This is a genomic window from Methylocystis sp. IM3 (genome assembly GCF_038070105.1).
Lineage (GTDB): Bacteria > Pseudomonadota > Alphaproteobacteria > Rhizobiales > Beijerinckiaceae > Methylocystis.
Genome location: NZ_JBBPBZ010000002.1, coordinates 1460252 through 1486271, shown reverse-complemented (window position 1 = coordinate 1486271; position 26020 = coordinate 1460252). Strand labels below are relative to the sequence as shown.

Sequence of the window (26020 nt, the reverse complement as noted above, 5' to 3'; positions counted from 1 at the left end):
GAGGCAGGCTCTGCAGGATGCCCCGAGCCGGCCTTGGAGAACTTACGCACGACGCGAACGCAACAAAGGACGGCCGTTCCGGCCTGCCACTCGAACGGGCAATCCCGATTCTTTCGTTACCAATAGTTACTCTCTGCCGCCACCCCAATTCTGCAAATTGGTGCTTTTTCAGAGGAAATTTGAGAGCGATAGAAGCACGCCCTTTCGAAGATCTGGCAAGTCACCCATTGTCACGATCGCCATCGCCCCGGCTGGGGAACATTGAACCTGCCGAGCGGTTGAAGCGTTTTGGCTTTGCTGCTCCGGGAGAGAACCATGTTCGTTCGGCTGCCCGTGTCGCTTTCCCCCCTCCTCGTGGCTCTTTTCGCCTCGGCGTCGCTCGCGCAGTCCATGCCGGATGCGAGCTACCGGCCCCTGCCCACGCGGCCTTTCGATGCCGTAAAGGCTGACGATGAGGCCAGCAAAGCCAGCGTCATGCAGCAGCAGCGATCCTTTTTGGAGGAGCGGTACGATCTCTCCGAGAGGCCCATCCCAGGCGTGATGATGTCGGGCGGGCGCAAGTCTGTTCAGGGCGGCGTTCGCGTAAAGCTTCAAAAGGGCGCCACATGGGACGCGCTTGCTGCGATGAAGCCGGAGGAAATCCGCCAGAAGGGCCTGTTCCCCGCCGGCTTCCTTCCGCTCCCGCACGTCAAGCAGTCAACCGGCGGACAGGTGATTCCAAAGGAGCAGATCGACGAGATCAGCCGTCAGGAGGGGCGCGATCTCAAACGCTTCGATGTCGATTTCGACCTCCCCGCGCATCTGACGCCGGAGTTTCCGCCGCCAATCTTTCTCACGACGCGTCCCGAGCTCGGCGACGTATCGCGCGGCCAGCTTCTGACGATCAGGAACTATTACAAGATGATGGTCGGCCTGCTGACGCCCGTGCAGATCGAAGGGCTTCGCCTGCTGCTGACCCCCTTCCCCCAGGAGGAGTTCAATCAGACGGAAGACCGAAAGGTCGCCGAGCAGTCGCTCGGCATCGCCTGCCTAGATTGTCACTCGAATTTCCACACCAACGCCGCCTTCCATCAGACGCCGGACCTGAGGCCGCAGGCCGTGCGATTCCGGCTGGACACTGTCAGCCTGCGGGGCCTCTTCAACCAGCAGATCCATGGCTCCAAGCGGTCCTTGCGCTCGGTCGAGGATTTCAGCGAATTCGAGCAGCGCACCGCCTATTTCAATGGCGATCAGGTCAGCGCGCAGCGCAAGGGCGTTCATTTGCCAGAGCGGCATGACCAAGTGGCGATGATGGCGCAGATGCAGAATATCATCGACTTTCCGCCGGCGCCCAAGCTCGATCCCATGGGCCGCCTCGATCCCGCGCGCGCCACGCAGCAGGAACTGGCGGGCGAAAAAATCTTCCTCGGCAAAGGCCGTTGCGCCGAGTGTCACATCCCGAGCCTGTCGTTCCTCGACAACAACATGCACGACCTCAAGGCTGAACGGTTCTACGATATCGGCAAGAACGTCAACGGGCTCATTCTCGTTCCGGATGGACCGATCAAGACCTTCACGCTACGCGGCGTCAAGGATTCGCCGCCCTATCTACATGACGGCCGCTTGCCGACCCTCGCCGATACGGTGGAGTATTTCAATCTCGTGCTCGGCCTTCAGCTCACGCGCGACGAGAAAGACAATCTCTTCGCTTATCTGCTGACGCTGTGACAGACGGGGCAGCGCCGTCACCGCCCGCGCTCATCGTCCGGCTCTCGTGCGGCCGACATCGAACAGGGCCAGGACGCGCGCGAGCCCCTCGATCTTGCGGTCGAGAAAGCCTCTGAAAGACGTTGTCTTCGCTTCCGTCGCGCTCGAGAAGAGATAGGCGAAAACGCCCGCGCCCGCGATCACGCAAAACATCACGAGCCAATTGCCAATCGTTGCGTTTTGAAGCGCCCATCCCGGCGCGACGCTTTCGAGCCCTGCGCGCACGAAGACGATGATGGGCAGATGCGTGAGATAAAGCGAATAGGTGAAATTCGGCATGTCGAGCCGGAAGGAGGGCAGCGACCCGAAGATGCGGGGGATGGAAAATCTCGCAGAGAGCAGCACATTCGCGAAGGCCAGCGCGCAGACGACATCGCTTGCGGTGCGCGCCGAGGGAAAGGATTCCACGAGCGGGCCACGCACCAGGAGGCGGACCGGGATGATGATGATCACGAACAGGGCCAGCGCGGCCCAATAGGAGCGCATGACGGGCTTACGCGCCACAGCCGTGAGGGCCCCTGCGATCCACATCACATAGCCCCAGAAAAAGAGGTAGGAAACGAGCGAGAAATAGCCGCAGACGAGGATGGCGAGGCAGAACCAGAAGAGCCGCAGGCGCGTGGAGAGATGCGTCATGATCGGCATCAGCAGCAGCGGGAATGTAATGTAGTACCAGACCTCGACCGCGAGCGACCAGAGCGGAATGTTCGTGCCATAGGGCTCGGTCAGTATGTCTTGAAGATTGAAGAGATTGAGCGCGAAAACGTCGAGGCTGAAATGGCCCGCGAACATCGGGTCGCTGTAAAATCCTCCCTTTCTGAAAAGTCCGGCCCCGACGGAGTCGATCAGGAAGGTGAAGGCGAGCGCCGGAGCAAGCACGATATAGATGCGGGCGAAACGCTTCAGAAAATAGCCGTAGTAGAAAGCTTCGCCGCTCCTTGCGCCCCTGATCACTTCCCCGCCCACCAGATAGCCGGAAATGACGAAGAAGCCGACGACCGCTTTGTGGCCGACCTCCTTGTTGGAGACGAACCACCAGAAATATTCGAAGAAATTATGCGGCGCGCTCATAATATCGGACTGGGCGAGCAGGAGCGCGGTCGCGTGCATCACGACCACCGCGCCGGCGCTCAGCCAGCGAAAAAAACTGATGTTGCGTGAGGCGAATGTCTCTGTCGTCGGCGCCATCGCGATGAACCGCTTCCCTTTCAGCAGAGGCGAAAGTCCCACTCGTTATTTTTGATGGCGGCGCGGATGCGCTCCGCGGCGTCCGCCCAGGAAGAGGCCGAGACGCGCTCGGGATGGGCTTGCAGGCGGCCATCCTCCCAGCCCCGGATGGCGTCGGCCAAAGCGGCCGCGTCATTCAGCGCGAAGTAGAGGGCGCCCTCCCGGCCGACTTCCCGGAAAACCGGAATGTCACTGCAAAAGACCGGCTTGCCGCAGCGGGACGCCTCGATCACCGGCAGGCCGAAGCCTTCGGCGAAGGAGGGACAGACCAGCGCGGACATTTGCGCATAGAGAAAGGCGAGCTCGGCGTCGTCCACGTCATCGAACCAGAACAGGCGGCGGCCAAGTTCGGGATGCGCCGTGATGCGCGCGACAAGCGCGTAATCGAACCAGCCGCGCCGCCCCACGAACAGGAGCCGCGCCGGATGGCCTTCTGCCCAGAGCCGCTCGAAGGCGTCGAGCGCCACGAGATGGCCCTTTCTGGGCTCCAGCGTGCCGACGCAGAGAAAGAGCGGCGCGTCGGCCCGCGCGACTTCTGCGATCTTTCCGCGCTGCTGGTGGTCCGGACGCGGCTCGAAGCGGGAGGCGTTGTGAAACCAGCCGATCGAGAGACCCGGGCGGTGGGGGATGCTTCTCTCCTCCACAAGCGCGGCGAGATCGGCGCCCGAAGCGCGCGAAACGGTGAGAATGCCATCGGCGTTCAGAAGGATATCGCGCAGCCAGGGGCCGAAGAGGGCGACGGTTCTTTCGTGGCAGGCCGCGGGGAACAACTCGGGAATGACGTCGTGCACGCAGACGATCACCCGGCCGCCGCCGGCGTGAATCGCGTCGAAGACGCCCGCATAGGCTTGCGGGTAATTCCAGGCGTCGGCGAGAATCAGAAATTGGTCGCCGGGCTCGATGGCGAGCGGCGTGTCGCTTGCCCTGTCCTTTGCCCCGATCGGGGCCTTGCATTCGAGAAGACGGCCCTTGTCGCAGCGGACGAGCCGGCACTGCGCGGGATCGGCGGCGCGCAACGCATCGGAGAGATCCTTGGCGACCCGCTCGATCCCCGTCCCCATGTCGCGCTCGACCGTTCCGGTCACGTCGATGAGGATGCGGCGGGGCTCGACCGCCTGGGTCTTTGCGGTCGAGGTCGTAGGGGAAAGGCCCGTCTCCGCGACCGAGGAGACGGGGCGCCGCGCCAATCTCGCCAGCGCCTGCTCCAGGCGCAGCAGCGGCCGCACGATGAGCCAGCTTGCCGTATAGATAATCTCGTATCGCTCTTTCTTGAGCTGCAGCACCTCGGCGTAAAGATACCGGAGCTGATGCTCCAGGAGCCGTTCCTGCTCCGAGAGACTGGATGGAGCCTCTTTGGCAGGGCAATCGAGTTTCGTCTGCAAAAAGGGACTCTCCTGCCGTCATCAACGCGCCGAGCCTGAATGGCTGCTTTTCAGCCAGTCTAACCTCGGGCGTCGCTTTGCGCGACCCCGCTCCGGGCGCCTACTCGCGCGCGTACTCCTCGCATTGCTCCCGCGAGAAGGCCCCGACGCTCATGCAATCGCCGAAACGGTCGCGGCTGAACTCCTTGGCGATCAGCACCGCGAGAATCGCGGCGGCGGCCAGATAGAGGGCCAAAAGCAAGGCGTTGTCGAGGCGGCCCGGCACGCGGGAATCACAAAGCTGGAGGCAGCTTCTCGTAGCGCTTGCGGTCGGCGTCGATGACGCGCGCCACGGCGCTGCATCTTTGCTGGTCGTTCGGGTGCTGGGCGACGCAGAGCTGATAGGCTTCAAGAGACTGTTCGTAGGAATTGACGGCATATTCCCTGTTCGCCTCATCCTTGACGCTTTTTGCGCTGTTGCAGCCAGAAAGCGCAAGCATGAGAACGGCGACGCCCAGATAGCGCATGTGCATCCTCGTGACCTTGAATTTTTTCCTATCTCAGATTCACCGGCCAAAATAGCCCGTTCGCTGCAATTGTCACGTTAACAGGGGTCATGCAGGCATAGGGAATATGGATCGCCTGCCCTCTGGCGAAGCTCCGGCCCGCATACCAATAGTCGAAGCTCTGGCATTTGCCATTGTTCACGGCAATGCCTTCCACCTCGGCGACCTCGGGGCCGACGACAAGGCACTCGATCCAGCGGTAGCCGCTGAAGGTCTGCAAGTCCGGCAGGAAGGCCTGCGTTTCCATGAGCCGGCACTGAAACGGCCCGGCGGCGGCGGCCGGCGCCGCGCCCAGCAGGGCGGCCGACAGAAACACGCTGGCGCGAAGAAGCTCGGGCATGTCGATTCCCTCGTGAACCGGCTTCTTCATAAAGCATCAGGGAGATTTCCGCATAACGGAAACGGATCGGGCTTCTTGGAAGGGGAACGCGGTGGCGCGGATCGATCGCGAAGACATTGTGGCCATGGCGGCCTCGGCGGCGCTCGTCGGCGCCGCCGGCGCGGCGCATGTCTGGCACGCTGGGCCTATCCCGGGCTTTCTCGCGAGCGCCGTGGCGCTAGCTGGCGTCGCGTATGTCATCAGCGAAGCGACCGACCAGGTCGGCAATCATCTGAGCCCCGCCGCCACTGGCCTCGTCCAGGCGGCGGTCGGCAGCCTGCCTGAGTGTTCGTCTGCATCTTCTCGCTCCAGGCCGGCCTCGTCACCGTGGTGCAGGCGTCGCTGATCGGCTCGATTCTCGCCAATGTCCTGCTCGTGCTCGGCCTTGCCTTCATCGTGGGCGGATGGCGGCATGGCGTGCTCGTCTTCGGGAACCGGACGCCCCGCATGATCGCCTCGCTCCTGCTGCTCGCGGTCTCGGCGTTGTCGCTGCCGACGCTCGCCAACGAGCTGCATCTTCCGGCTGGCGCGCACGAGCAGCCGCTCGCGGTGGTTTGCGCGGTTGTTCTACTCCTGGTTTTCGCCGTCATGATGAAGGAGATGCTCGGACCCGGACAGCGCGCCGTTCCGGCGGAGGCCCACGCCCGCGCTCATGCCTGGCCGCTTCCCGCTGCGGTCGGCGTGCTTCTGGTCTGCGCGGCGGCGGCCGTGCTGGTCTCGGACTGGTTCGTCGAGGCGCTCGAGCCCGCGATGGATACGCTGGGGCTCAACCAGACCTTCACGGGCCTTGTGGTGGTCGCCATCGCGGGCAACGCGATCGAGAATGTCGTGGGGCTGCGCCTCGCCGCGGCCGGCAAAGCCGAGCTTGCTGTCAGCGTGGTCCTCACGAGCGCGCTGCAGGTCGCCGTTGTCGTCGTGCCGATTCTCGTGCTGGTGAGCGCCATGCTCGGAGGCGCGGCCTTCACCCTCGCCACTCCCACCATCCTCGTCGCCGCCATGTTCCTGTCGGTGATGGTGGTGACGGTGGTGACGGTGGACGGCGAGGCGGACATGGTCGACGGCGCCGCGCTCGTCGGCCTTTATGTGATCATCGCCGCCATCTTCTGGTGGGGCTAGCTCATCGGCCGTCCGATGGTGTCGGCCATGACGGCTCCCCGCTTGCCGAGCGGCCGCGACTTCCCCTCGGTCGTGTCCTTGGCGGTTTGATGCTCCATCTCGGCGTTGAGTTCCGCGCCGGTGAGCAGCACGATGGTGGACGCCCACATCCATAGCATGAAGCCAATGACCGCGCCCAACGAGCCATAGGTCTCATTGAAATTGCCGAGGTTCGCCGCATACCACGAAAAGAGCAGCGAGGCCGCGAGCCAGAGAAAGGCGGCGAGCGCGCCGCCCCAGCTCACCCAGCGCCATTTGGGTCCGTCGCGGCTCGGCCCGAACCGATAGACGAGCGAAATGGCAAACGCGATCAGCACGAGAAGCAGGGGCCAGCGCAGAAAGGCGATCGCCGTATCGACGGCTCCCGGCAGAGGGAGCGCCTGAAGCGCCGGCGGCATGGCGACCATGACGCCGAGCGACAGCGCCACCGTCGCCATGCCACAGAGCGTGAAGGCGAGCGTCACGGCGTTGAGCCTGAAGAAGCCGCGCTTCTCTTTTTCCTGATACACAACGTTGAGGGCGTCGAAGATCGCCTTCATTCCGGCGTTGGCGCTCCAGAGCGACACGAGCAGACCGATGATCGAGGTTGCGCCGAGCTTCGTGGCGCCCTGCGCGGCCACGCGATGAATTTGCTCCCCGATGATCGACAGGCCCTCGGCGGGAATGAAGCCGGAAAGCGCATTGAGATGCGCGCTGATCGCCGCCGGATCGGCGAAGAGCCCGTACAGCGCGACAAAGGCCGCGATCGCCGGAAAGATTGCGAGCAAGGCATAGAACGTCACGCCGGCGGCGATGGCCAGAATGCGGTGCTCGGCAATATTTTCATAGACGCGAGCGAGCACATCCCTCCAGCCGCGCGCCGGAATATCAGCAGGCGTCGCCGCCTCTCGTCCTCTCTCCGACGCTTCCCGCGCGGATGCCGAAACCTGCTCCATCGCCATTGCGAAAGCCTCCGCGGGCGACGGCGCACCCCGTCGCGCTCTCACGGAAGAACCTTGCCAAGGGACTGGCGTTCCGCAGAAATTCCACTTTTGGGCGACGGCCTGGGGACCCTCGCGCGCCGCCTCACCAATAGCGCCAATACGGCCCGACGCGCGGCCCGGTGGACAGGTACAGCTCCTCGCGCTGGACGCGACGATCGGCGGCCCGGTCGAGGTCTACGTCGAGCAGGCACTTGGAAAATCCATCCGTCCCGCGCCGGAAGCCATAGGATCGGCACCGCGCTTCGTCCGCCGCGCGCTGCTGGGCGGGTGTGGTCGTCTCGCAGGCGCATAGCAGCAGGCCCGCCGCCAACGCCGCCAGAAATCCGGGTTTCAGCATTGCGCTGTCCTTGTGGAAAGCTCGAACCCGACAAAATACCGCGACGAAAATGGCTGCTTCACGGCGCCGGCGCCTCACAGTTTGACAGGAGCCGCCATGAGCGCGCACCCTGCAAACCGCGCAAGGCCCATGGGGGCGCCGGAGACAAGCCTATGCGTGAAATTCTCGCCCATTTCGACGGCGTCCCGCTGCGCCGTCTCGCCGACGGGGAGACGCTGCTCCCCGAAGGCGAAAGAACCGGTCATCTCTATGCGCTGCTGGACGGGCGACTCGAGGTGTTGCGCGGCGAGACATGCGTTGCTGTTCTCGACGAGCCGGGCTCGCTCATCGGGGAAATGGCGGTGCTTCTCGACTCGCCTCATACGGCGACCGTCCGCGCCCTGGGGGAAGCGCGCGTGCATGTCGCCGAGGATGGCGCCGCCTTTCTCAGTGGACGCCCCGAACTCGCGTGGCTGGTCTCGCGCCTGCTCGCGCGCCGCCTCAACGCCGCCACGACCTATCTCGTGGACATCAAGCGGCAGTTCGCCGGTTATGGAAACCACCTTGAAATGGTCGGGGAGGTTCTCGAATCCCTCATGCATCAGCAGAGGGCCAGCGGGGCGGGACAGGTTTCCAACCGCGACGGATACGGCGGTTAGCCTAACGGAAGAAGAGTATGCCCGCGACGGCGGAGGCCGCCATCAACGGCAGGGGGTTCATGTCGGTCGCCATCAGAATTGCGAAGACGACCGCCGCGATCGCAGCCGAGTGCCAGCCCGTCAGCACGACCTTGCTGATGCTGACCACGCCGCCGAGCAGGAGGCCGATGGAGACAACGCCGAGGGCGCGCTGGATCGACGCGCGCCACGGCCAGCCGGCGAGATGCTCCCAGACGCGGCCGACCCAAAGTGTGAGCAACCCGGTCGGCAGGAAGAAAGCGAGGGTGACGGCGATCGCGCCGACGGGACCCGCGACCCATTCGCCGATCCCGGCGATCATCATCATGTTTGGGCCGGGCGCCATCTGGCCGATGCTGTAGAGATGGACGAGCTGGTCCTTCGTCAGCCAGTGGAAGACGCCGACTGTCAGCGTCTTCATCTCGGGGAAGGCCGCCATGCCGCCGCCGATGGTGAGGAGCGACAGATAGGCGAAGACGCCGACGAGCGCGACCATCTGCTTCATGGCCGATCCTCTGGAGTGTTCCGTGGGCGGAACCAAAGCGTCGCGATCGGGGCCACGACGGCGAGCGCCAGCAGCACCGACTCATGGAGCACGGCGACAAAAACCAGCGTCGCCGCCGCGAAGACGGCGTCAGCCGGACGACGAATCGTCTTGCGGCCAAGCTGCGTCGTCACATAGATGACCATGCCCACCGCGCCGGCCGAGACTCCGCGCAGGATAGCGCTGACGAGCGGGTGGTCGTGAAGACCGGAGCCCAGCGCCATGGCCGCCGCGACCATGATGAGGCCGCCGGGCAGGCAGATGCCGACGAGCGCGACCGCCGCCCCCAGGCCGCCGCGAAGGCGGTCGCCAACGAGAATCGCCATGTTGGAGGCGTTGAGGCCCGGCAGCGACTGGCAGATCGCCAGCAATTCGACGAAAGTCTCGTCGTCCAGCCATTTGAGCGAGCCGACGAGGCTCGAGCGCAGATAGCCGACCACGCCGCCGCCGAGACTCGTCGCGCCGATCGTGAGAAAGGCTCGAAAAATCTCGCCGATGGAAACCTGGGGCGCGGGATCACTCATGGCTTTGCGGCGGATTGCCCTTGAGCCGGTAAACGGCGCCCGTCTTGGTCGTGCCGAGGCTGATCCAGTCCTGCGCTTCGTGCTGCAAAAGCCTGAAGAATTCGGCGCATTTCTGCAGCGCCCTGGCGCTCAGCTCCTCGCGGCGCTGAAACTTGTGCTGAAACGAGAACTCGCCCACGAGCTGGCGATGGTCGCCGCGCGCGCGCCACACCGACACGTTGCTCGCAGCCTCCAATCCCTTGCCGAAATCGAGCGTCCCGAGTTGCTGGAGCACTTCCTCGACCGCCGTGCGGTTGACGAGCTGAAGCTGGCCGCTTTTCTTCTCGACAAGTAGCGGCCGCAGGGCGGGCAAGGCCTCGACAAGCGTCGCCGTATCCGTGAGGTTCTCGTTGAAACTCAGCGGATTTACCTTGAACTCGACATTGTGCGAATAGAGCGAGCGCGAGCCGCCGATACGCGTCTTCTCCGGAAGCCACTCCTCCTTGAACTTGATGCGCCACGCGCCCGGAATATTGGGCCGAACGTCCAACTGGGAGGCGGTTTCGAGATCGGGATGGCGGAATTTGAAGACGATCTCGGGTTCGCCGGCCGGGAACCCATCCTCATAAGCGATACGGCGCCGCAGGATGAAGGCGTTGTTGTAGAGCTTGAAATCCTTCGTATCGAGAAACAGAACCTCCCGGATCTGCGGGCGGAGGCCTTCACAGGGCTCGGTTTCGAAGTCGACATGGAGCTGCCTGGCGACCTTGCGGACCAGTTTTCCGAAGTCGTGGAAGCTTTGGATCGAGGTGAAGCGCAGACCGTTGAGGATGATTTTGGCTTCGATGTAATGGACCTCGTCGAGCGGATGGCCGTCGACGTAGGAGCCTCGCGATTCTTCACTGCCAGAGAATGATTGGTGATCCGCCAAACGACGTCCCCTTTTTACACTCATCGAGAGGCGGTCCGCAGCATGGAGAATGTCGCACCCGCGCTCGACCCAGGTCAAGCTGGACCGCCAAAGCCATCTGATAGATAGACGCCTTTTCAAAAAGCCGGAAGGGGCGGCGGCGCGAACCAGTCGGGGAGAGCGCGCAAAGCCGGAATGGGCCTTTCGAGCGGCTGGTCGAGGCGCACCGATTGCGCCCCCATCGCCGACATCCACAACGCCTCGTCGCGGATGGCGTCAATGGCGATATAGGCGGGCGGCGCGCCATATTGGCGGCCGGCGTTGAGCACCCATGTGTCGCCGAGCCGGTCGATCCAGGAGCCCTCGGCAACGAAGGGCGATTGATGGATGTGGCCGCAGATGACGACATCCGGCCTGTATTGCCCGATCCACTCGACGAGGTCTGCGTCGCCGAAACTCTGCTTGCCGGACCAGCTCGTCGGCGATTGTCGGGGCGGCGCGTGATGCGCCCAGACCCATCGCCGACCCTCTCGCCGCTGGGCGTCCAATGCGAGTTGGCGCAGCAGCCTTTCCTTCACAAGCGGCCCGTCCCACCAGGGAAAAACCGAGAACAGCACATCGCCGACGACAATGGCGTCGCCGTCGCAGGCGACGCCCGACAGGCGCGCCTCCTCGACCCAGCGCGCGATCTTCTCGCCGCTCTCGCTGCGGGCGTCGAGATCGTGGTTGCCGCTGCAGAAGATGACCCGCGTGGTCGCCGCCAGACGCTCCAGATATTTGCGCACCACCACCGTCTGCGCTGCGAAATCGACGATCGAGCCGGCGTCGAGTGCGTCGCCGGCGAAAATCACGAGGTCGAACTGCGGAGCGGCGCGCGCCAGCCAGTCGAACTGCGGCAGCGCATAATGCAGGTCCGAGACGATGAGCCAGCGCATGAAGCTTGACCTCGGTGGCGCCGCGAGCGGCTGTCCTGCGAAGCTCTCGCAATTTGGCCAAAAGGTAAAGGCTCTCCGCTTTGCCCTCGGGTGGCCCTTGCAAAAGCACGGCCAGGACGCAATCTCTGGCGTAAAAGGAGGATGGGACTGCATGAACGCGCCGATCGCGCCGGAGCTTTCCGTTTCGCGCTGGTTCAATACGCAGCGACCCGTTGCGCTCGCGGATTTACGCGGGCGCGTCGTGATGCTCCACGCCTTCCAGATGCTTTGCCCCGGCTGCGTGGCGCATGGGACGCCGCAGGCCCAGCGCGCGCATGAGCTTTTTCGCAACACTGATCTCACGGTTCTGGGTCTGCACACGGTTTTCGAGCATCACGCTGCAATGACGCCCGTCTCGCTCGAGGCCTTCATTCACGAATATCGGCTCACTTTCCCCATCGGAGTCGACGAGGCGGCCGAAGACGGGCCGATCCCGCTCACCATGCGGCGCTATCAGATGCGCGGCACGCCGACCGCCATCATAATCGGGCGCGACGGGTCGATCCGCCATCACGGCTTCGGGCAGGAGGACGATATGGCGCTCGGGGCCATCATTGGCTCACTTCTCGCGGAGCGGGCATGACGCCGCCAGCGGTCCAGCCGCTCGTATTGACAGGCGCCGTCGCCCTGCTCGGCGGCGGTTGCATGAGCGGCATCGACAAGAAGCCCGCACCCGGCCCGTGGCGTATCGATGCGGGCGGCCTCCGCGGCGATGCGCAGGCAGACCTTGCCCATCACGGCGGCCCCGAGAAGGCGCTGCATCATTACGCCTTCGACCATTACGCCGCCTGGCGCGCCGAGATCGGCCCCGCCGCGCCGCTCGCAACGCCAGGCGCCTTCGGCGAGAACCTGTCCACAAAGGGATGGACGGAGGACAACGTCTATCTCGGCGACATCGTCGAATTCGGAACCGCGCTTTTGCAGGTCAGCCAGGGCCGCCAGCCGTGCTGGAAGCTCAACCGGCGTTTTGGGGTCGCGGACATGGCGCGCCGCGTCCAGAAGAGTGGCCGCGCCGGATGGTATTACCGCGTGCTCGCCGATGGAATCGCCAAGCCGGGCGACCGGCTCATTCTCGCCGAACGCCCCTGCCCCGACTGGCCGCTATCGCGGCTCAACCGCCTGCTCTACCTCGAAACAGGAGATCGCACCGGCCTTTTCGCCATGGCCGAACTGGCGCCGCTCGCACAGGGCTGGCGGCGTCTCGCCCGGCGGCGGCTGGAGAACGGCAGGGTCGAAAGCTGGGACATGCGCCTCGAGGGCCCAGCGACGGGCGGCGAGATTGCCACGGGCGGGCGAAGTTTCTAACATGCCGCAATCCCGAATGCTTTTTTGAATCCGGCCCTTCAAGGAGCCGCGAAGGAGCAGAAATGTCCGCCCGCCCGCATGTAACGCTGCAAGACAATCTTTTCACCGGCAGGATCGGCGCGGAATATGACTTCCTTCGGCTGATGTGCCCCAATCACGTCCTGCTGGCCAAACGCGTCGGCGAGATCGTGGGGACCTTCAGGCCGGGCGCGGCCCTCGAGGGTTTCGAGATCGGCTGCGGCACCGGCATCAGCACGCTCGCGCTCCTCGCCGCGCGCGACGACCTCCACTTGATCGCCATCGACAGCGCCGCGAGAATGCTCGATCAGGCGCGCGAGAGTCTTTCCGACTATGTGAAGGCCGGCCGCGTCGACTTCAGGGAGGCAGATGCGCTCTCGGCGCTGAAGGCCCTCTCCGACGCAAGCGTCGACATCGTCGCGTCCAACTACGCAATTCACAATTTTTCGCAAGAATATCGCCTGCAAGTCCTCGCGGAAGTTTATCGCGTGCTCGCGCCGGGCGGGCTCTTCGTGAATGGCGACCGCTATGCCATCGACGACCGCGCCGCGCATCTTGCCGACACGCAGGCGATGGTGCGCCAGTGGTTCAAGCTCTTCAGGGAGCTCGACCGGCTCGATCTGCTCGAAGACTGGATCGTGCATCTCTACAGCGACGAATCCCCCGACCACATCATGTATTTCCGGCCGGCGCTCGATCAGCTTGCCTCGCTCGGCTTCTCACCGGTCGAGGTCAATTTCCGTGACGGCGTCGATACGCTGGTGCAAGCCGCAAAACCTTAATTGCAAAATCACACGCGCGAGCTATGGCCTGTAGATGGATCTCGCCCTTCTCGCCCTCTTCGGCTCGCTCATCACCGCCCTGTGCCAAACGGTCACGGATCTCGGCACTAAAGCCGCGACCCGCGCGGCCGACGATCGGGCCATCCTCGCGGCGCAATGGACGATGTGTACGTTTCTGCTGGTCATCGCCAGCGCCGTCGCCTATCCCGGGCTGCTGAGCGCGCCGGTGGAAACGCTCGAGACCCTAACGAAGCCGGGGTTCTGGAGCCTTCTCGTCCTCAACGGCGCCCTCAACGTCGTGGCTTATGTCTTCTTCATTCGCGCTTTCCGCCTGTCCGACGCCTCGCTCGTCGCGCCGCTCGTCCTGCTGACGCCGGTGCTGATGCTCGTCACCTCGCCGATCATGACAGGCGAAACGGCGCCCCCGATGGGCATTCTCGGCGTCATCCTCACCGTGCTCGGCGTCGGCCTTCTCGACGTCAATCAGGACAGCAAGAAAAAGCTGAATTTCAGCGTTTTCATCCGTCATGCCGGGCCGCGTTACATGATCGTGACGGCAAGTATCTGGAGCATCTGCGCCAATCTGGACAAGCTTGCCGTGAAGGCGTCGGCCCCGCTCATCTACATGACGACGCTAAGCGCCTTCATCGCGATCTGTTCGCTGGGCTATTGGCTCGCGAGCGGCCGCCCAGGCGCGCATCCGAGAGCTTTGCGTCATGCGCTCGTCGCCGGCTCCGCCCTGTCCTTTGGCGCGGCCCTGCAGATGTGGGCGCTCACCGTCCTCTTCACGCCTTACGTCATCGCGATCAAGCGCCTCTCGGCGTTGTTCACGGTCCTCGCGAGCGGGCGCGTCCTCAAGGAGGAGAACGGCGGGCGGTTGCTGGGGGCGGGAGTCATGCTCGCCGGCGCGCTGATGATCGTGCTGGCGCGAGGGTGAATCTCTTCAGGGCCCGTCTAGTTCGCAATACGCACGATTTTTATCTCGCGGTTGACAGAGTTCAGTGACGAAAAGAACGCATATTTCGCGTCCCTGTCGGGGAAATAGATGGTTTCCCTACCGCCCTGAAAGGTTGCGACAGTGCATCTTTGGAGTCCCGGACTACTGAAGGAATAAATTACGTAAATATCTGAGACATTCAGAGACCTTCGCAAAAGAACGGGAAGGGGAAACATTTTCAGCACTCGGCGCGGGAAAGAAATAGCATGACCGGCGAGAGCAACCCCGAGCAGCTCGCTGAAAAAAGAGAGAGCAAAATATAAAGAAAGGACGAGAACCAGCGTCCTCACTTCAACCGAGCGCGTGAGGAGAGCCGCAACGATCAGGGCCAAAGCCAGGCCGGCGCAAAACATGGCCAAACGCCATACGCAGCTTCTCCGGTAAAATGTTCTGTCAGACGAATTTCCTGGTTCTGTCACGTGAACGCTCCGTGCCCGCTGTTCCCCAAAAAGACAGAAGCATCATAACAATCCAGAAAAAAGACATTTTTCGGAAATAAGATATTCAACTTCGGAATGCCGCCGCCTCCTGAAGCGCCTTCTCAAGAAGCGCGTCGACGATTTCTGAGACCGCTCGGCGACTCCCCGAACAGCTTCCTGAACTCTATTGTAAATCTGGATGGAGAGGAGAAACCCAGCCGGTCCGATATGGACCCGATAGTTGCATTATCCCCTGACTCCAGCAGCAACTGTCTTGCGAGGCGCAACTTTTCGCGTTTCTGCCATTCCATTGGGCCGACAAAATACCTTTTTTGAAAACCATATTGAATGGCTCTGCCCGATATTCCCGTCAGTCTCTCCATCTCGGTTTTGGAAACCCATCTTTCGGGATGATTTCTTATGTGCTCGCAGATCGTATCGATGTTTTTGTTCATGCGCGGAATATTCTCTTGCGCGGCGTCAATCAGTATTCTGTCGCGGTAAATCAGCGAAACCATCGCCCTCGCGATCACATCGTCAAGGCACATGCGGTTCAGCACGGACTGGTTGCCTCTGCATTCGTCAACCAGATTGAAAAGGCCTGAAAAGAAGTCCCGGAAATTTATGGAGCCAGCATCCGCTGCAATCGACGAACTCTCCATTACCCTCGACATGGGCAGTTCGACGCCCATGGCCCAGGACATGGCTCTTATCGTTGCAACCAGCTGTTCTCTTTTGAGCCGAATAATGCCGAAACTAGCCTGGGTCGTGACGCCCTCGTGAGCCACATCCGGCACAAGCAGGGCGACGCTTCTCCCCGCTTCCACTTTGATCCTTTTTCCACCAACGGCGGCCTCATAACCTCCGATAAAAGGGATGTGGAACTCAAAGTGATCCGAGCTTTTAACGGACCACTTTACGGGATCCATACAAGCGGAGACCAGCGTCTGGGAACTGATTTCGATTGCGGAAACGAAGCCCTCGAAACCTTGGGGATCTTTGCCGTCGGCGGGAACGGCGTCCATCTCGAGCACGGACGGAGAGACCTCGCGAAACCTGTTGGCGAAGGCCTGAATATCCATGAAATGCTCGCAGCTCCGCCTCCCGAAAGGCAGAGACATAGCTCGTGGAGAGATCATCTTGTAGTTACGATCCGTTATTTTCTGTTACGATCCTACGCCACGGCGCCAGCAGCGACAAGATAAGTATTTCGTAAGATAACGTCGCAAATTCGCCGCACTCAGCGCGCGCTGGCGCGAGATTTAATCAGGAATGAAGCTTTTCCAGCGAGATCCGGCGGACTTTCGGTCAACAGAAATACGTCAAGTGAGCGCAACGCGGCCTCCAATTGCGCACATTGCCGCGTATGCTCTACGGATTGCCCGCTACGTAAACAACGTTCACTTCTCTCTTAGGGCAAATCAACATCAATTAGAGAGTTTGCGCCCCGCGTTGGGCTTAACTTCCGGCGACGACGCCGTCTCGCCATATTGTGCAAAACATTCGAGCGCCCAAGCGCCTCAACGGGCCTCGGCCAATCGCGGATACTTACAACCGGCGTGATCTTCCATCACGCGGGGTCGGGCGGCGCAGCCAGATTTTCGTGCAGGTCGCACAGGCGCCGCGCGTATGGCGGCGGCGCGACGGCTGAAGGAGGACGCCCCTACTCCTCCATCTTCAGGGCGGCGATGAACGCCTCTTGCGGGATCTCCACCCGCCCGAACTGGCGCATCTTCTTCTTGCCTTCCTTCTGCTTCTCGAGCAGCTTGCGCTTACGCGTCACGTCGCCGCCGTAACATTTGGCGGTCACGTCCTTGCGGAAGGCGCGCACCGTTTCGCGGGCGATGATCTTGCCGCCGAGCGCCGCCTGGATCGGCACCTGGAACATATGCGGCGGGATGAGCTCCTTGAGCTTCTCGCACATCTGGCGCCCGCGCCCCTCCGCGCGGGTGCGATGCACCAGCATGGACAAGGCGTCCACGGGCTCGGAATTGACAAGAATGCTCATCTTCACGAGATCGCCGGCGCGATAGTCGGTGAGCTGATAGTCGAAGCTGGCGTAGCCCTTCGATATGGACTTCAGACGATCGTAGAAGTCGAAGACCACCTCGTTGAGCGGCAGGTCATAGACCGCCATCGCGCGCTTGCCGACATAGTTGAGATCGACCTGCACGCCGCGCCGGTCCTGGCAGAGTTTCAGCACTGAGCCGAGATATTCGTCGGGCGTCAGGATCGTGGCCCGAATCCAGGGCTCCTTGATTTCCTCGATCTTCACGACATCCGGCATGTCGGCCGGGTTGTGCAGCTCGATCTCGTCGCCATTGGTGAGCAAAATCTTGTAGACGACCGAGGGCGCCGTCGCGATGAGATCGAGATTGAATTCGCGGTGGAGCCGCTCCTGAATGATCTCAAGATGCAGAAGGCCGAGGAAGCCGCAGCGGAAGCCGAAGCCCAGCGCCGCCGAAGTCTCCATTTCATAAGAGAAGCTCGCGTCGTTGAGGCGCAGCTTGCCGATCGCGGCGCGCAAATCCTCGAAATCGGCGGCGTCGACCGGGAACAGGCCGCAGAAGACCACCGGCTGCGCCGGCTTGAAGCCCGGCAGCGCCTCCGCGCAGGGCTTGCGCTCATCGGTGATCGTATCGCCGACGCGGGTGTCGGCCACCTGCTTGATCTGCGCCGTGATGAAACCGACTTCCCCCGGTCCGAGGGCCGCCACGTCCTGCATCTTGGGGCGGAAGACGCCGATCTTGTCGACCTCGTAATGGGCGCCCGTGCCCATCATCTGGATTTTCTGGCCCTTCTTCAGCGTGCCGTCGAAGATGCGCACCAGCACCACGACGCCGAGATAGGCGTCATACCAGCTGTCGACCAGCAGCGCCTTGAGAGGCCCCTTTTCGTCGCCCTGCGGTGGCGGCAGGCGCGTGACGATCGCCTCCAGCACGTCCGGGATGCCGATGCCCGTCTTGGCGGAAATGAGAACCGCGTCGGAGGCGTCGAGGCCGATGACCTCCTCGATCTGCTCCTTGATGCGGTCGGGCTCGGCCGCCGGCAGGTCGATCTTGTTCAGGACAGGCACGATCTCGTGGCCCGCATCGATCGCCTGATAGACATTGGCGAGCGTCTGCGCCTCGACCCCCTGTGAGGCGTCCACGACCAGGAGCGAGCCCTCGCAGGCTTTCAGCGACCGCGACACCTCATAGGCGAAGTCAACGTGGCCGGGCGTGTCCATCAGATTGAGAATATACTCTTTTCCATCCTTGGCGCGGTAGTGCAGGCGCACCGTCTGCGCCTTGATCGTGATGCCGCGCTCACGCTCGATATCCATCGAATCGAGCACCTGCTCCACCATCTCGCGGGCGGCGAGCGTCCCGGTCTCCTGAATCAGGCGGTCCGCGAGCGTCGACTTGCCATGGTCGATGTGGGCCACGATGGAGAAATTGCGGATGTTGTCGAATTTGTGGGGGGTGCTCATGGCGCGTGGGGATAGCAGCGCCCGCCCGTAAAGGGAAGGGCGCGATTAACCAAGCGGCGTCGGCAACCCGCAAGCAAGCGCCCGAGGCGGATTTCCGCACCGCAAAATGGGTCCCGTATTTTCCACAGGTTTCTCGATCCGGCAGGCGCTCGGCATGATGGCAAGGTTGGCGAAAGCGACGGCTGAAAAAAGCCAAGCTCATGGTCACGGGAGGAAGCGATGCGGCATTTTCAGGCTGAGCCTGTCTCGACAGGCCCAGATGACCGCCCGGCAAAAATGCTGGCCGGCTATCTTTGCAATATCAGCCGCGGCCCCTCGACCGTCCGACGCATGATCCTGAACGATATTGGGAGGTTCGCTGAACTCGGCGCGGACGGGTATGTCTCGGATCTGGTCCAGACCCTGCGCCTGTTCGATCGCGCATACGCCAAGGCCGCCTGAAGGCGCTGCCGCCGGTTGTAGGGCGGCGATCGCCGCCCACGCCCAAGCGGCCAAATGTGCTCGTTCTGTCCGAAAGTTGGCTGGAATTGCGGTCGCGCGGCCAGCCGACACGGCGCAAGGTTCCGGATCACGGACGAGACGCCCTGACGAGCGTCTCCTGCGCTCTGGGGAGGACGCCATGGCGGGTTACGGGCTTTTCGTTCTGGTGCTGGCGGTCGGGGCCGCCACCGTCGGATATTTCTGGCTGCGCAACGACTGAGGGCGGCCGTTACAATCCATTCGCCTTCCTGGCGATCGCGCTGTCGATCAGCGCCTTGACCTCGGGATGCAATTTCTTGCTGCCCGGGACGAAGAGGCCGGGGATTTTCCCGGCTTCGATCAGCTTGCGGCGTTTCGCCCGTTCATAGCGCGCCGGGTCGTCTCTGTCGTATCGCATTGATCGCTGGCTCATACATTGGCACATAGGGCCCAAAACGCGTTTGCCGAGACTGTAGAATCCACTTTCCAGAGGCTCGGATTAAGAGCAACGTCTAGCTTCCGCGCTGAATGGCTGCTACGCTGGGGGAGCCTAATTGAGCTCGGGGCAACCGATGCGCATGATTTTGGTCTATTCCGCCCTTGGCGCGATGTGCGCGACGGTCGCTTCTGCGCAATCGGAGATCAACCCGACGGTTCTCGCCCCCGCAGCCCGCCAAGCTTTACCAAAGAGCCGGGTCACTTGTTTGCCCCCACGGGCCGCCGGCTCATATGCGAGACCGAGGCTCCGACGGCCATCTCCCCCCAAGCCATTCACCCAAAACGAAGAGACGCTGTTCGACTGGCCTTGGTATTGACCGGACGGCGGATTTTTCCCTCTTTCTTGCAAAGGTCGTATACGACCAGGACACGCCGGGCTGCCTGCCGCTCCGCTCATTGAGATATGTCCAGATGCGCGCCGGTGCGACATTCAGAGCGTGGACCTCGGCTTGCCAAGGAGATTCTCGCAACGCTAGCTTCTCGGCGGGAGCGGCCAGACCCGCGTACCGATGCGTGCGCCGACCATATTCGCCAAAGAGGACCCGTTAATGAAGGGGGCAGAGCTCCGCCGGTTCATCGAGCAAGCGCCCGTCGCAATGGCTCTGTTGGATCGCGACTTACGCTACATTGCCGCAAGCCCGAGGTGGCTCAGGGAGCGAAAGCTTGGCAGCGGCATTCTGGGTCGATCCGTTTTCGATGTTTTTCCTGATCTCCGCGACGAGAAATGGAGAGAGGTCTCTCGTCGTGCGCTCGCCGGCGAGGTCGTCATTCGTGAGGACGACCAACTCACCCTGCCACACGGGGATGTTCAATGGGTGAGAACGGAAACACGGCCCTGGCGCGATGAAAATGGCGACATCCTGGGAATTGTCGCCTACGTGGAAGATATCACGCCGCGCAAAAAGGCCGAGAAATCCCTTCGGGAATCCGAGGAGCGCTACCGCTTCGCAATCGAGGCGACGAGCGACGGCATATGGGACTGGAACCTTCGAACCGACGAGGCCAGTTACAGCCCCTCCTATTACACAATGCTGGGCTATGACGCATCCGACTGGGGCTCAGGCAGTCTCGACTTCTGGAAAAGTCTGTTGCATCCGGATGATCGCGACCGCGTTGCGGCGATGGCCCGCCACCTGATCGAAGCACACGGCTTCTACTCTATCGAATTCAGAATGCGCGCCAAGGACGGCTCATATCGCTGGATCATGAGCCGAGGGAAAGTCGTGGAGCGCGACGAGTCCGGGGCGCCCGTTCGCGCCGTCGGCACGCACGTCGACATTCATGAACGAAAAACTCTGGAAGAAGCCTTGCGGCGAAGCGAGGCAAAGGCGCGCGAGAAAAAGGAAGAGTTGGAGTGGATTTATAATAACGCCCCAATCGGCCTTTGCTTTTTTGATCGAGAGTTGCGCTATTTGCGGGTCAACCGCCATCTCGCGGCTTTCGGAGGGCTTACGCCTGAACAACTGGTCGGGCGGACATTGGAGGAGACCGCTCCTGCAATCGCAGCCAGCGCCCGGGTGGCGATGCAAGAAATTCTCGCATCCCGAAAGCCTCTCACCAACAGGGAGATCGTGGCCGAAACCCCCAGCCAGCCGGGCGCCGCGCGGCATTTTCGCGAAAGCTGGTATCCGTTCTTCGGGAATACCGGCGACATCAGAGGCTTCGGCGTCGTTGTCGAGGAGATCACCGAGCGCAAGAAAGCGGATCAGGCGCTGCGGCAAAGTTCCGAGCGGCTGAAGGTCGCACAAGCGGTCGCCCGTATCGGCATCTGGGACTGGGATCTCAGAGCCGAGCAATATTGGATCAATGAAGAATACCGCAGAATATGCGATCTGCCGCCTGGAGCAACGCCCAGCTTCGAGCGATTCCTCGAGCAGATCGTTCCGGAAGATCGGGATTCTTACGAAGAGATTGTGCAGGACGCTTTCGCCGGGCGCGGGGAGATCGACTCCGAATGCCGCATCGCCGGCAGCCAGGATGGCAAGATCCGCTGGCTGCGATCCAGAGGAATGGTCTTGTTCGAAGAGGATGGCCGTCCGAGAGGTGCTATTGGCGCCTTGTGGGACATAACGGCGCTGAAGGACGCACAGCAATCGCTGCTGCAAAAATCGGAGGACCGATATCGCAGGATCGTGGAAACCTTGCAGGAGGGCATCTGGCTGATTGATGCTGATGCGAAGACGAGCTTCGTCAATCCCAAGATGGCTCAAATGCTGGGCTACACCACGGAGGAGATGCGCGGTCGCGACTTCAGGGGCTTCATGGACGAGGAATGGTTGAATATCGCAGCACACAAGCTCCTGGATCGCAAGGCGGGCATAATCGAGACCCACGACTTCAAGTTCAGACGCAAGGATGGATCGGAGCTTTGGGCCGTGCTTTCCTGTTGCCCGATTTTCGAGGAAGACGCCTATTCAGGTGCGTTGGCCATGGTCATGGACTTTACCGAACGCAAGCGTCTCCAGAACCAGATCGAGGAGCATCTTCAAGTCCTCAGGGAGGCGGATCAGCGAAAAAACGAGTTTCTGGCTACACTGGCGCATGAGCTCCGCAATCCATTGGCGACGATCAACCTCGCAATCGAAAATGTCGATGCAAATCTGCGTGCCGGCGGTTTCGCCAGAGAGGACGACCTGCTCGCGCTTGGGCGCGCCATCAGGCAAGGCAGGCATCTCGCCAGGCTGGTCGAGGATCTCGTTCAGGTTTCTCGGATAACCTCAGGTAAGATCGAGCTCAGAAAAGGCCCCGTCGATCTTTCGGATTTGATCCGGGACGCCGTTGACCTCATCCGAGCCAAGGTCGAAAAGAAAAACATTACGTTAGTCTCGGACATCTCGTGCGAACCGCTGCCCGTCATCGGCGACTCGGTGCGCCTGATTCAGGTTTTCGTCAATCTTCTCGATAACGCCGCAAAGTTCACAGACGTTGGGGGCATCATCAAAGTGAGAGCGGCACGAAGCGGCAAGGACGCGATCGTCGAAGTGTCCGACAATGGAATTGGCATACCGGCGGATCAACTGAACGCCATCTTCGAACTTTTCCAGCAGATGAGGCACGGAACAGAGAGAAGGGCGGAAGGCCTCGGAATTGGGCTCGCGCTCGCCCGGCAACTGGTGCAGCTGCACGAAGGAGCAATATCCGCCAAAAGTGAAGGGCAAGGCTTTGGCAGCGTTTTCACCGTGACGCTGCCTCTCGATCCAACCGCCCGACCTGACTGACTCGAGGCGGACGGACCCGACGGCGCTCAACGACGAAAGGCGAAGCCTTGCCGCGGGACGGTCTCGATCGGCGCCTTGCATTTGGCCTGCTGTTCGATATCGCGCCGCAAGCGAGCGACAAACATATCCAGCGCACGGCTGCTGTCGTCGTCGATGCCGACCACCTTACGCAACTCGTTGCGATTGACCGCCTTCTCCGGTGAGCGCATCAGACGCTTCATGAACGCCGTCTGGCGTAGACCGAGCGTAACCTTATGCCCGCCAGGGGCGCGCAGGGACCCGTCGTCGTCGTCTATCCGCCACCCGCGTTCGGCTGATTTCGGCTTTTCCCTGCGCAGCAGCGACTCTACCGCAGCCAGCAACTCGGCCTGAGACGTGGGCTTGACCATATAGATGTCGGCCCCGTGAGTATATCCCTCGACACGGTCCGTTATGGTGTCCCGTCCCGTCAGGACGATAATTTTCGTCGCTGTCGTCTCGCGTAACGATCTGACGATGGCGAAACCGCTGTCGTCCGGAAGGTTGATATCGACGATCGCCAGATCGAAGTGTTCCTTCGCCGCCAGTTCGCGAAATTCCTTCGCGCTCGAAGCGCCGGTAACGCTGCGTGCGTCGGACGCCAGCGCATAAACGATGGTCTCCCGCAAATCGTCGTCATCCTCGACCACGATAATCTTCTTCGCGGCAGCGATCATGTTGCCCCTGCTAGAGTATTGTTAAGCCACGTTAATTCACAAGTATAAGGCGCTTATCGGGCAAGAAAATGTCCAAGACAGGTTTTTGCGTCGCGCCCTTCATAGTAACCGATTTCTTCTCAAGCAACCCGGTTTTTCTCAGCCCTTCGCCTGCCTCTACCTTGACCGATAGCCAGGAACGCATTAGAAGTCGTTGATTATCGTTACGCTTATTCCATCGGTCCAGGGAGGATCGGGCAAGGTGTACGGCATCGTCACAAATGCAATCGGCGATCTCATCGTCTCGAACTATGGGGTGGCCAAATGGGAGGCCGTCCAGGAAACGGCAGGCGTTGAGGCCGATTTTCTGATTTCCACCGAGCCCTACCCCGACGAACTCAGCTATCGGTTGATTTACGCGGCCTGCGACGTTCTCGACTGCCGAATAGAGGATTTCCTGATCCAGTTCGGCAAGCACTGGGTCCTCGAGACTGGCGTCAAATATTACGGTCCTCTCCTTGTGTCAGGCTACACGGGCTTGAAGGATTTCCTCCTGAACCTGCCGGATTTCCATACGCGTATCCTTCTGCTTTACCCCCAACTCAAACCGCCAGAGTTCGCCTGCACCGACGTGACGGATAACTCCATGCGGTTGCATTATTTCACCACACGGCCTGGCCTGACCAATTTTATGGTCGGCTTGCTGCGAGGCCTCGGCGAGTTGCATAACGTTTCCGTCGACATTGCGCTCGTCGCAGCGAAGGACGACGGAGCGGATCACGACATATTCGAGATTCGATGGGAAGAACCCGTGAAATGAACGCCGAGACGCCGACTTCTGCGCTCGCGGGCAATATCCCCGTGCGCGAATTTCTCCGCGCCTTCCCTTTCTATTTGGCTTGGAACGCTCAGAATAGGATCGTCGAAGTCGGCCCGTCGCTTCGCAAGGTCTGCCCCTGCGTCGAGCCCGCACAAAATTTGACTGACGCTCTACGATTGGTCCGGCCGCACGGTGAGCTTTCAGCCTCGTTCTTCAACGACCACAGGGATCAGCTTTTCGTTCTCGAGGACAGGACCAACCAGCGCCTGCTGAGAGGCGGCTATCTGCCACTCGAGCAACTCGGTCTCGGCGTTTTTCTTGGAACGCCATGGATGACAAGTCCAGATCAAATCGCCGCCCATGGCCTCGCACTCGGCGATTTTGCTGTCCACGACCAAACTCTCGACCTTCTTCTGCTTCTGCAAACCCAACAGACCGCGGCCAATGATCTGCGCCAGCTCAACGCCAAGCTCGTGGCGAAGCGAGAGCAACTGATCGAGCAAGAAGCCCGCGCTCGCAAGCTCGCGCTCGTTGCTTCCTCGACTGACAACGCCGTCATCCTGACGGATGGCGAGATGCGCTTCGAATGGGTCAACGAAGCATTCACCCGTATGACGGGATGGTCAGCCTTGGATGTGCGCCAGGAGAAGCTTTGGGATTTCCTGATACATTCGGCGGCGGAGCCAATTTCATTCAGCGACGCCGAGAATCTATTGAACAAAGGGCTCATTTTTCACAAAGAACTTCCCCAGTTCAGGCGCGACGGGAGCTGCTACTGGCTTTCCATCGAGGTGCAACGTCTTCGAGATGACGCCCGGGAGGTCGCCAGTCTGATGGCGATCGGGCGAGACGTCACCGAAAAGAAACAGGCTGAGAAACGGCTGCGCCGGCGCGAGATGGAAGCGCGTCGGCAACGCGACGAAGCACACCGGCAACGGGACGAGCTCGAATGGATCTATAATAATGCCCCAATCGGCCTGTGCTATCTGGACAAGGACTTGCGATATCGGCGAGTGAATAGATACCTCGCCGAGATCAACGGGGTTGGAGTAGAGGAGCATATCGGGCGGAGCGTCGGCGAAGTCGTTCCGTCGTTCGCGACGCGCATCGAGCGGGAGGCGCGAAATGTCATCCGGACACGGCGCCCCGCACGCTACGAAGATGTGACGTATATTTCGTCTGCCGAACATAGCAGACGTTATTTCAACGAAAGCTGGTGTCCCGCGTTCGACGAGAAGGGTGAAGTCTCGGGAATGACCCTGCTCGTCGAGGAGGTCACAGATCAGAGGCGGCTTCTCCTGCTCGGTGAAGCGGACCAGAGAAAGAATGCGTTTCTCGCAACGCTGGCCCATGAATTGCGTAACCCGCTGGCTCCCATCAAATCCGCTCTGCAACTCGTGCAAATGTCCGACGCCGATGACCTCATGCGGGACGAAAATCTTGCCGCGCTCAGGATCGCCGAGCGTCAGGTTGATCATCTGGTAAGGCTCGTCGACGACCTTCTCGAAGTCGCCAGAATCACGCACGGCAAGATCAGACTCAAGAAGGAGAACATAGATCTCCTCGACGTCCTGCCTCAGGCCCTGGACCTCGTCCGCCCGCTGCTTTTGAAACAGGGTCACCAGCTGACCTACGAGGCGCCGACGCCTCCCTTGCCGGTCTCAGGCGACAGTGTCCGGTTGGTGCAAGTCTTCGCGAATCTGCTGGAAAATGCGATCAAATATACGCCGCCTGGCGGGGTTATCTCTCTCAGTGTCGCGATCGAAGGCGCAGAGGCCATCGTAAGAGTGAAAGACAATGGGCGCGGAATTCCACCGGAAAAACTTGCGTCCATATGGGACTTGTTCGCTCAGGTCGAATATGGCACACGAGAAGCAAGGGGAGGAATAGGAATTGGTCTCGCCTTGGCGCGAACCATAACTGAACTTCACAACGGGCGCGTCGGGGCTACGAGCCTTGGAATCGGAATGGGAAGCGAATTCTTCGTCGGCATTCCGCTCGCGGTCGCAAGTTAGCA

At 61.5% G+C, this 26020-nt stretch carries 28 protein-coding genes; 12 read left to right on the top strand and 16 right to left on the bottom strand.

Annotated elements, in window-relative coordinates:
• The first annotated feature begins 315 nt into the window (after positions 1-315).
• A complete protein-coding gene (locus WOC76_RS09050) occupies positions 316-1707 on the top strand; it encodes a cytochrome B6 (RefSeq protein ID WP_341431380.1) in 1392 nt (463 codons plus the stop codon).
• Positions 1708-1737: 30 nt separating this feature from the next.
• On the opposite strand, the gene WOC76_RS09045 is transcribed toward WOC76_RS09050, so the two are convergent.
• The 5 genes from WOC76_RS09045 to WOC76_RS09025 form a co-directional block, all read right to left on the bottom strand.
• On the bottom strand, positions 1738-2976 hold the full coding sequence (locus tag WOC76_RS09045; protein WP_341107443.1) for an acyltransferase family protein: 1239 nt from the start codon (positions 2974-2976) through the stop codon (positions 1738-1740).
• Positions 2955-4355: a glycosyltransferase family 4 protein gene (locus WOC76_RS09040; RefSeq protein ID WP_341107444.1), complete on the bottom strand. Its 1401-nt coding sequence runs from the start codon at positions 4353-4355 to the stop codon at positions 2955-2957. The genes WOC76_RS09045 and WOC76_RS09040 overlap by 22 nt, the downstream gene beginning before the upstream one ends.
• A gap of 100 nt (positions 4356-4455) precedes the next feature.
• Positions 4456-4620, bottom strand: coding sequence for a hypothetical protein (locus WOC76_RS09035; RefSeq protein ID WP_341107446.1), 165 nt, complete (start codon positions 4618-4620; stop codon positions 4456-4458).
• 7 nt (positions 4621-4627) lie between these two features.
• Positions 4628-4861, bottom strand: a complete 234-nt coding sequence (locus WOC76_RS09030; protein ID WP_341107448.1) for a hypothetical protein — start codon at positions 4859-4861, stop codon at positions 4628-4630.
• 28 nt (positions 4862-4889) lie between these two features.
• Positions 4890-5240: a hypothetical protein gene (locus tag WOC76_RS09025; RefSeq protein WP_341107450.1), complete on the bottom strand. Its 351-nt coding sequence runs from the start codon at positions 5238-5240 to the stop codon at positions 4890-4892.
• A 91-nt stretch (positions 5241-5331) separates the two neighbouring features.
• On the opposite strand from WOC76_RS09025, the gene WOC76_RS09020 reads away from it, so the two are divergent.
• On the top strand, positions 5332-5625 hold the full coding sequence (locus WOC76_RS09020) for a hypothetical protein (protein WP_341107453.1): 294 nt from the start codon (positions 5332-5334) through the stop codon (positions 5623-5625).
• Positions 5565-6395 carry a sodium:proton exchanger gene (locus WOC76_RS09015; RefSeq protein ID WP_341107455.1) on the top strand — a complete coding sequence of 277 codons (831 nt, stop codon included), beginning with the start codon at positions 5565-5567 and terminating at the stop codon, positions 6393-6395. Before WOC76_RS09020 ends, WOC76_RS09015 begins: the two co-directional genes overlap by 61 nt.
• Here the strand turns inward: WOC76_RS09015 and WOC76_RS09010 are convergent.
• Together WOC76_RS09010 and WOC76_RS09005 are read right to left on the bottom strand one after the other, a co-directional pair.
• On the bottom strand, positions 6392-7375 hold the full coding sequence (locus WOC76_RS09010; protein WP_341107457.1) for a YihY/virulence factor BrkB family protein: 984 nt from the start codon (positions 7373-7375) through the stop codon (positions 6392-6394). The genes WOC76_RS09015 and WOC76_RS09010 overlap by 4 nt on opposite strands.
• Positions 7376-7499: 124 nt before the next feature.
• Positions 7500-7754, bottom strand: coding sequence for a hypothetical protein (locus tag WOC76_RS09005; RefSeq protein WP_341107458.1), 255 nt, complete (start codon positions 7752-7754; stop codon positions 7500-7502).
• A 152-nt stretch (positions 7755-7906) separates the two neighbouring features.
• Between WOC76_RS09005 and WOC76_RS09000 the strand changes: the two genes are divergently transcribed.
• Positions 7907-8392, top strand: coding sequence for a Crp/Fnr family transcriptional regulator (locus WOC76_RS09000; protein ID WP_341107460.1), 486 nt, complete (start codon positions 7907-7909; stop codon positions 8390-8392).
• Position 8393: 1 nt separating this feature from the next.
• On the opposite strand, the gene WOC76_RS08995 is transcribed toward WOC76_RS09000, so the two are convergent.
• From WOC76_RS08995 to WOC76_RS08980, 4 genes are all read right to left on the bottom strand, one after another.
• Positions 8394-8915 (bottom strand): chromate transporter, encoded by a 522-nt coding sequence (locus WOC76_RS08995; RefSeq protein WP_341107462.1) that lies wholly within the window; start codon positions 8913-8915, stop codon positions 8394-8396.
• Positions 8912-9478 carry a chromate transporter gene (locus tag WOC76_RS08990; protein WP_341107464.1) on the bottom strand — a complete coding sequence of 189 codons (567 nt, stop codon included), beginning with the start codon at positions 9476-9478 and terminating at the stop codon, positions 8912-8914. Before WOC76_RS08990 ends, WOC76_RS08995 begins: the two co-directional genes overlap by 4 nt.
• Positions 9471-10388, bottom strand: coding sequence for a hypothetical protein (locus WOC76_RS08985; protein WP_341107466.1), 918 nt, complete (start codon positions 10386-10388; stop codon positions 9471-9473). The genes WOC76_RS08990 and WOC76_RS08985 overlap by 8 nt, the downstream gene beginning before the upstream one ends.
• 116 nt (positions 10389-10504) lie before the next feature.
• Positions 10505-11302, bottom strand: a complete 798-nt coding sequence (locus WOC76_RS08980; protein WP_341107468.1) for a metallophosphoesterase family protein — start codon at positions 11300-11302, stop codon at positions 10505-10507.
• A 151-nt stretch (positions 11303-11453) separates the two neighbouring features.
• Between WOC76_RS08980 and WOC76_RS08975 the strand changes: the two genes are divergently transcribed.
• The 4 genes from WOC76_RS08975 (at position 11454) to WOC76_RS08960 (ending at position 14383) form a co-directional block, all read left to right on the top strand.
• Positions 11454-11924: a peroxiredoxin family protein gene (locus WOC76_RS08975; RefSeq protein WP_341107470.1), complete on the top strand. Its 471-nt coding sequence runs from the start codon at positions 11454-11456 to the stop codon at positions 11922-11924.
• Entirely contained in the window at positions 11921-12646 is a 726-nt protein-coding gene (locus WOC76_RS08970) for an MOSC domain-containing protein (RefSeq protein ID WP_341107472.1), read from the top strand. Before WOC76_RS08975 ends, WOC76_RS08970 begins: the two co-directional genes overlap by 4 nt.
• 62 nt (positions 12647-12708) lie before the next feature.
• Positions 12709-13446, top strand: coding sequence for a class I SAM-dependent methyltransferase (locus tag WOC76_RS08965; RefSeq protein WP_341107474.1), 738 nt, complete (start codon positions 12709-12711; stop codon positions 13444-13446).
• A 34-nt stretch (positions 13447-13480) separates the two neighbouring features.
• Positions 13481-14383, top strand: a complete 903-nt coding sequence (locus WOC76_RS08960; protein WP_341388044.1) for an EamA family transporter — start codon at positions 13481-13483, stop codon at positions 14381-14383.
• 17 nt (positions 14384-14400) lie between these two features.
• On the opposite strand, the gene WOC76_RS08955 is transcribed toward WOC76_RS08960, so the two are convergent.
• The 3 genes from WOC76_RS08955 to lepA all read right to left on the bottom strand — a co-directional run bounded on the left by WOC76_RS08955 (position 14401) and on the right by lepA (position 18334).
• Entirely contained in the window at positions 14401-14796 is a 396-nt protein-coding gene (locus tag WOC76_RS08955) for a hypothetical protein (protein WP_341107480.1), read from the bottom strand.
• A 188-nt stretch (positions 14797-14984) separates the two neighbouring features.
• Complete coding sequence (locus WOC76_RS08950) at positions 14985-15944, bottom strand: helix-turn-helix domain-containing protein (protein ID WP_341107482.1); 960 nt, start codon at positions 15942-15944, stop codon at positions 14985-14987.
• 581 nt (positions 15945-16525) lie between these two features.
• Positions 16526-18334, bottom strand: coding sequence for a translation elongation factor 4 (gene lepA / locus WOC76_RS08945; RefSeq protein ID WP_341107484.1), 1809 nt, complete (start codon positions 18332-18334; stop codon positions 16526-16528).
• A gap of 219 nt (positions 18335-18553) precedes the next feature.
• Here lepA and WOC76_RS08940 point away from each other — a divergent pair, with 219 nt between their 5' ends.
• Entirely contained in the window at positions 18554-18775 is a 222-nt protein-coding gene (locus WOC76_RS08940; protein ID WP_341107486.1) for a hypothetical protein, read from the top strand.
• A gap of 268 nt (positions 18776-19043) precedes the next feature.
• Here WOC76_RS08940 and WOC76_RS08935 read toward each other — a convergent pair whose 3' ends face one another.
• A complete protein-coding gene (locus WOC76_RS08935; protein WP_341107488.1) occupies positions 19044-19211 on the bottom strand; it encodes a hypothetical protein in 168 nt (55 codons plus the stop codon).
• 589 nt (positions 19212-19800) lie between these two features.
• Between WOC76_RS08935 and WOC76_RS08930 the strand changes: the two genes are divergently transcribed.
• On the top strand, positions 19801-22509 hold the full coding sequence (locus WOC76_RS08930) for a PAS domain S-box protein (RefSeq protein ID WP_341431379.1): 2709 nt from the start codon (positions 19801-19803) through the stop codon (positions 22507-22509).
• 26 nt (positions 22510-22535) lie between these two features.
• On the opposite strand, the gene WOC76_RS08925 is transcribed toward WOC76_RS08930, so the two are convergent.
• Positions 22536-23204: a response regulator transcription factor gene (locus WOC76_RS08925; protein ID WP_341107489.1), complete on the bottom strand. Its 669-nt coding sequence runs from the start codon at positions 23202-23204 to the stop codon at positions 22536-22538.
• A 241-nt stretch (positions 23205-23445) separates the two neighbouring features.
• On the opposite strand from WOC76_RS08925, the gene WOC76_RS08920 reads away from it, so the two are divergent.
• A complete protein-coding gene (locus WOC76_RS08920; RefSeq protein WP_341107490.1) occupies positions 23446-24003 on the top strand; it encodes a heme NO-binding domain-containing protein in 558 nt (185 codons plus the stop codon).
• Positions 23982-26018 carry a PAS domain-containing protein gene (locus tag WOC76_RS08910; RefSeq protein ID WP_445928464.1) on the top strand — a complete coding sequence of 679 codons (2037 nt, stop codon included), beginning with the start codon at positions 23982-23984 and terminating at the stop codon, positions 26016-26018. Before WOC76_RS08920 ends, WOC76_RS08910 begins: the two co-directional genes overlap by 22 nt.
• Positions 26019-26020: the final 2 nt, after the last annotated feature.

Bases quoted from the DNA above. Each gene is read 5' to 3' on its own strand.
- WOC76_RS09050 (WP_341431380.1), top strand. From the start codon at position 316: ATGTTCGTTCGGCTGCCCGTGTCGCTTTCCCCCCTCCTCGTGGCTCTT.
- WOC76_RS09030 (WP_341107448.1), bottom strand. From the start codon at position 4,861: ATGCGCTATCTGGGCGTCGCCGTTCTCATGCTTGCGCTTTCTGGCTGC.
- WOC76_RS09025 (WP_341107450.1), bottom strand. From the start codon at position 5,240: ATGCCCGAGCTTCTTCGCGCCAGCGTGTTTCTGTCGGCCGCCCTGCTG.
- WOC76_RS09010 (WP_341107457.1), bottom strand. From the start codon at position 7,375: ATGGCGATGGAGCAGGTTTCGGCATCCGCGCGGGAAGCGTCGGAGAGA.
- WOC76_RS09005 (WP_341107458.1), bottom strand. From the start codon at position 7,754: ATGCTGAAACCCGGATTTCTGGCGGCGTTGGCGGCGGGCCTGCTGCTA.
- WOC76_RS09000 (WP_341107460.1), top strand. From the start codon at position 7,907: ATGCGTGAAATTCTCGCCCATTTCGACGGCGTCCCGCTGCGCCGTCTC.
- WOC76_RS08995 (WP_341107462.1), bottom strand. From the start codon at position 8,915: ATGAAGCAGATGGTCGCGCTCGTCGGCGTCTTCGCCTATCTGTCGCTC.
- WOC76_RS08990 (WP_341107464.1), bottom strand. From the start codon at position 9,478: ATGAGTGATCCCGCGCCCCAGGTTTCCATCGGCGAGATTTTTCGAGCC.
- WOC76_RS08980 (WP_341107468.1), bottom strand. From the start codon at position 11,302: ATGCGCTGGCTCATCGTCTCGGACCTGCATTATGCGCTGCCGCAGTTC.
- WOC76_RS08975 (WP_341107470.1), top strand. From the start codon at position 11,454: ATGAACGCGCCGATCGCGCCGGAGCTTTCCGTTTCGCGCTGGTTCAAT.
- WOC76_RS08970 (WP_341107472.1), top strand. From the start codon at position 11,921: ATGACGCCGCCAGCGGTCCAGCCGCTCGTATTGACAGGCGCCGTCGCC.
- WOC76_RS08965 (WP_341107474.1), top strand. From the start codon at position 12,709: ATGTCCGCCCGCCCGCATGTAACGCTGCAAGACAATCTTTTCACCGGC.
- WOC76_RS08960 (WP_341388044.1), top strand. From the start codon at position 13,481: ATGGATCTCGCCCTTCTCGCCCTCTTCGGCTCGCTCATCACCGCCCTG.
- WOC76_RS08955 (WP_341107480.1), bottom strand. From the start codon at position 14,796: ATGTTTTGCGCCGGCCTGGCTTTGGCCCTGATCGTTGCGGCTCTCCTC.
- WOC76_RS08950 (WP_341107482.1), bottom strand. From the start codon at position 15,944: ATGGATATTCAGGCCTTCGCCAACAGGTTTCGCGAGGTCTCTCCGTCC.
- lepA (WP_341107484.1), bottom strand. From the start codon at position 18,334: ATGAGCACCCCCCACAAATTCGACAACATCCGCAATTTCTCCATCGTG.
- WOC76_RS08940 (WP_341107486.1), top strand. From the start codon at position 18,554: ATGCGGCATTTTCAGGCTGAGCCTGTCTCGACAGGCCCAGATGACCGC.
- WOC76_RS08935 (WP_341107488.1), bottom strand. From the start codon at position 19,211: ATGCGATACGACAGAGACGACCCGGCGCGCTATGAACGGGCGAAACGC.
- WOC76_RS08930 (WP_341431379.1), top strand. From the start codon at position 19,801: ATGCGTGCGCCGACCATATTCGCCAAAGAGGACCCGTTAATGAAGGGG.
- WOC76_RS08925 (WP_341107489.1), bottom strand. From the start codon at position 23,204: ATGATCGCTGCCGCGAAGAAGATTATCGTGGTCGAGGATGACGACGAT.
- WOC76_RS08910 (WP_445928464.1), top strand. From the start codon at position 23,982: ATGGGAAGAACCCGTGAAATGAACGCCGAGACGCCGACTTCTGCGCTC.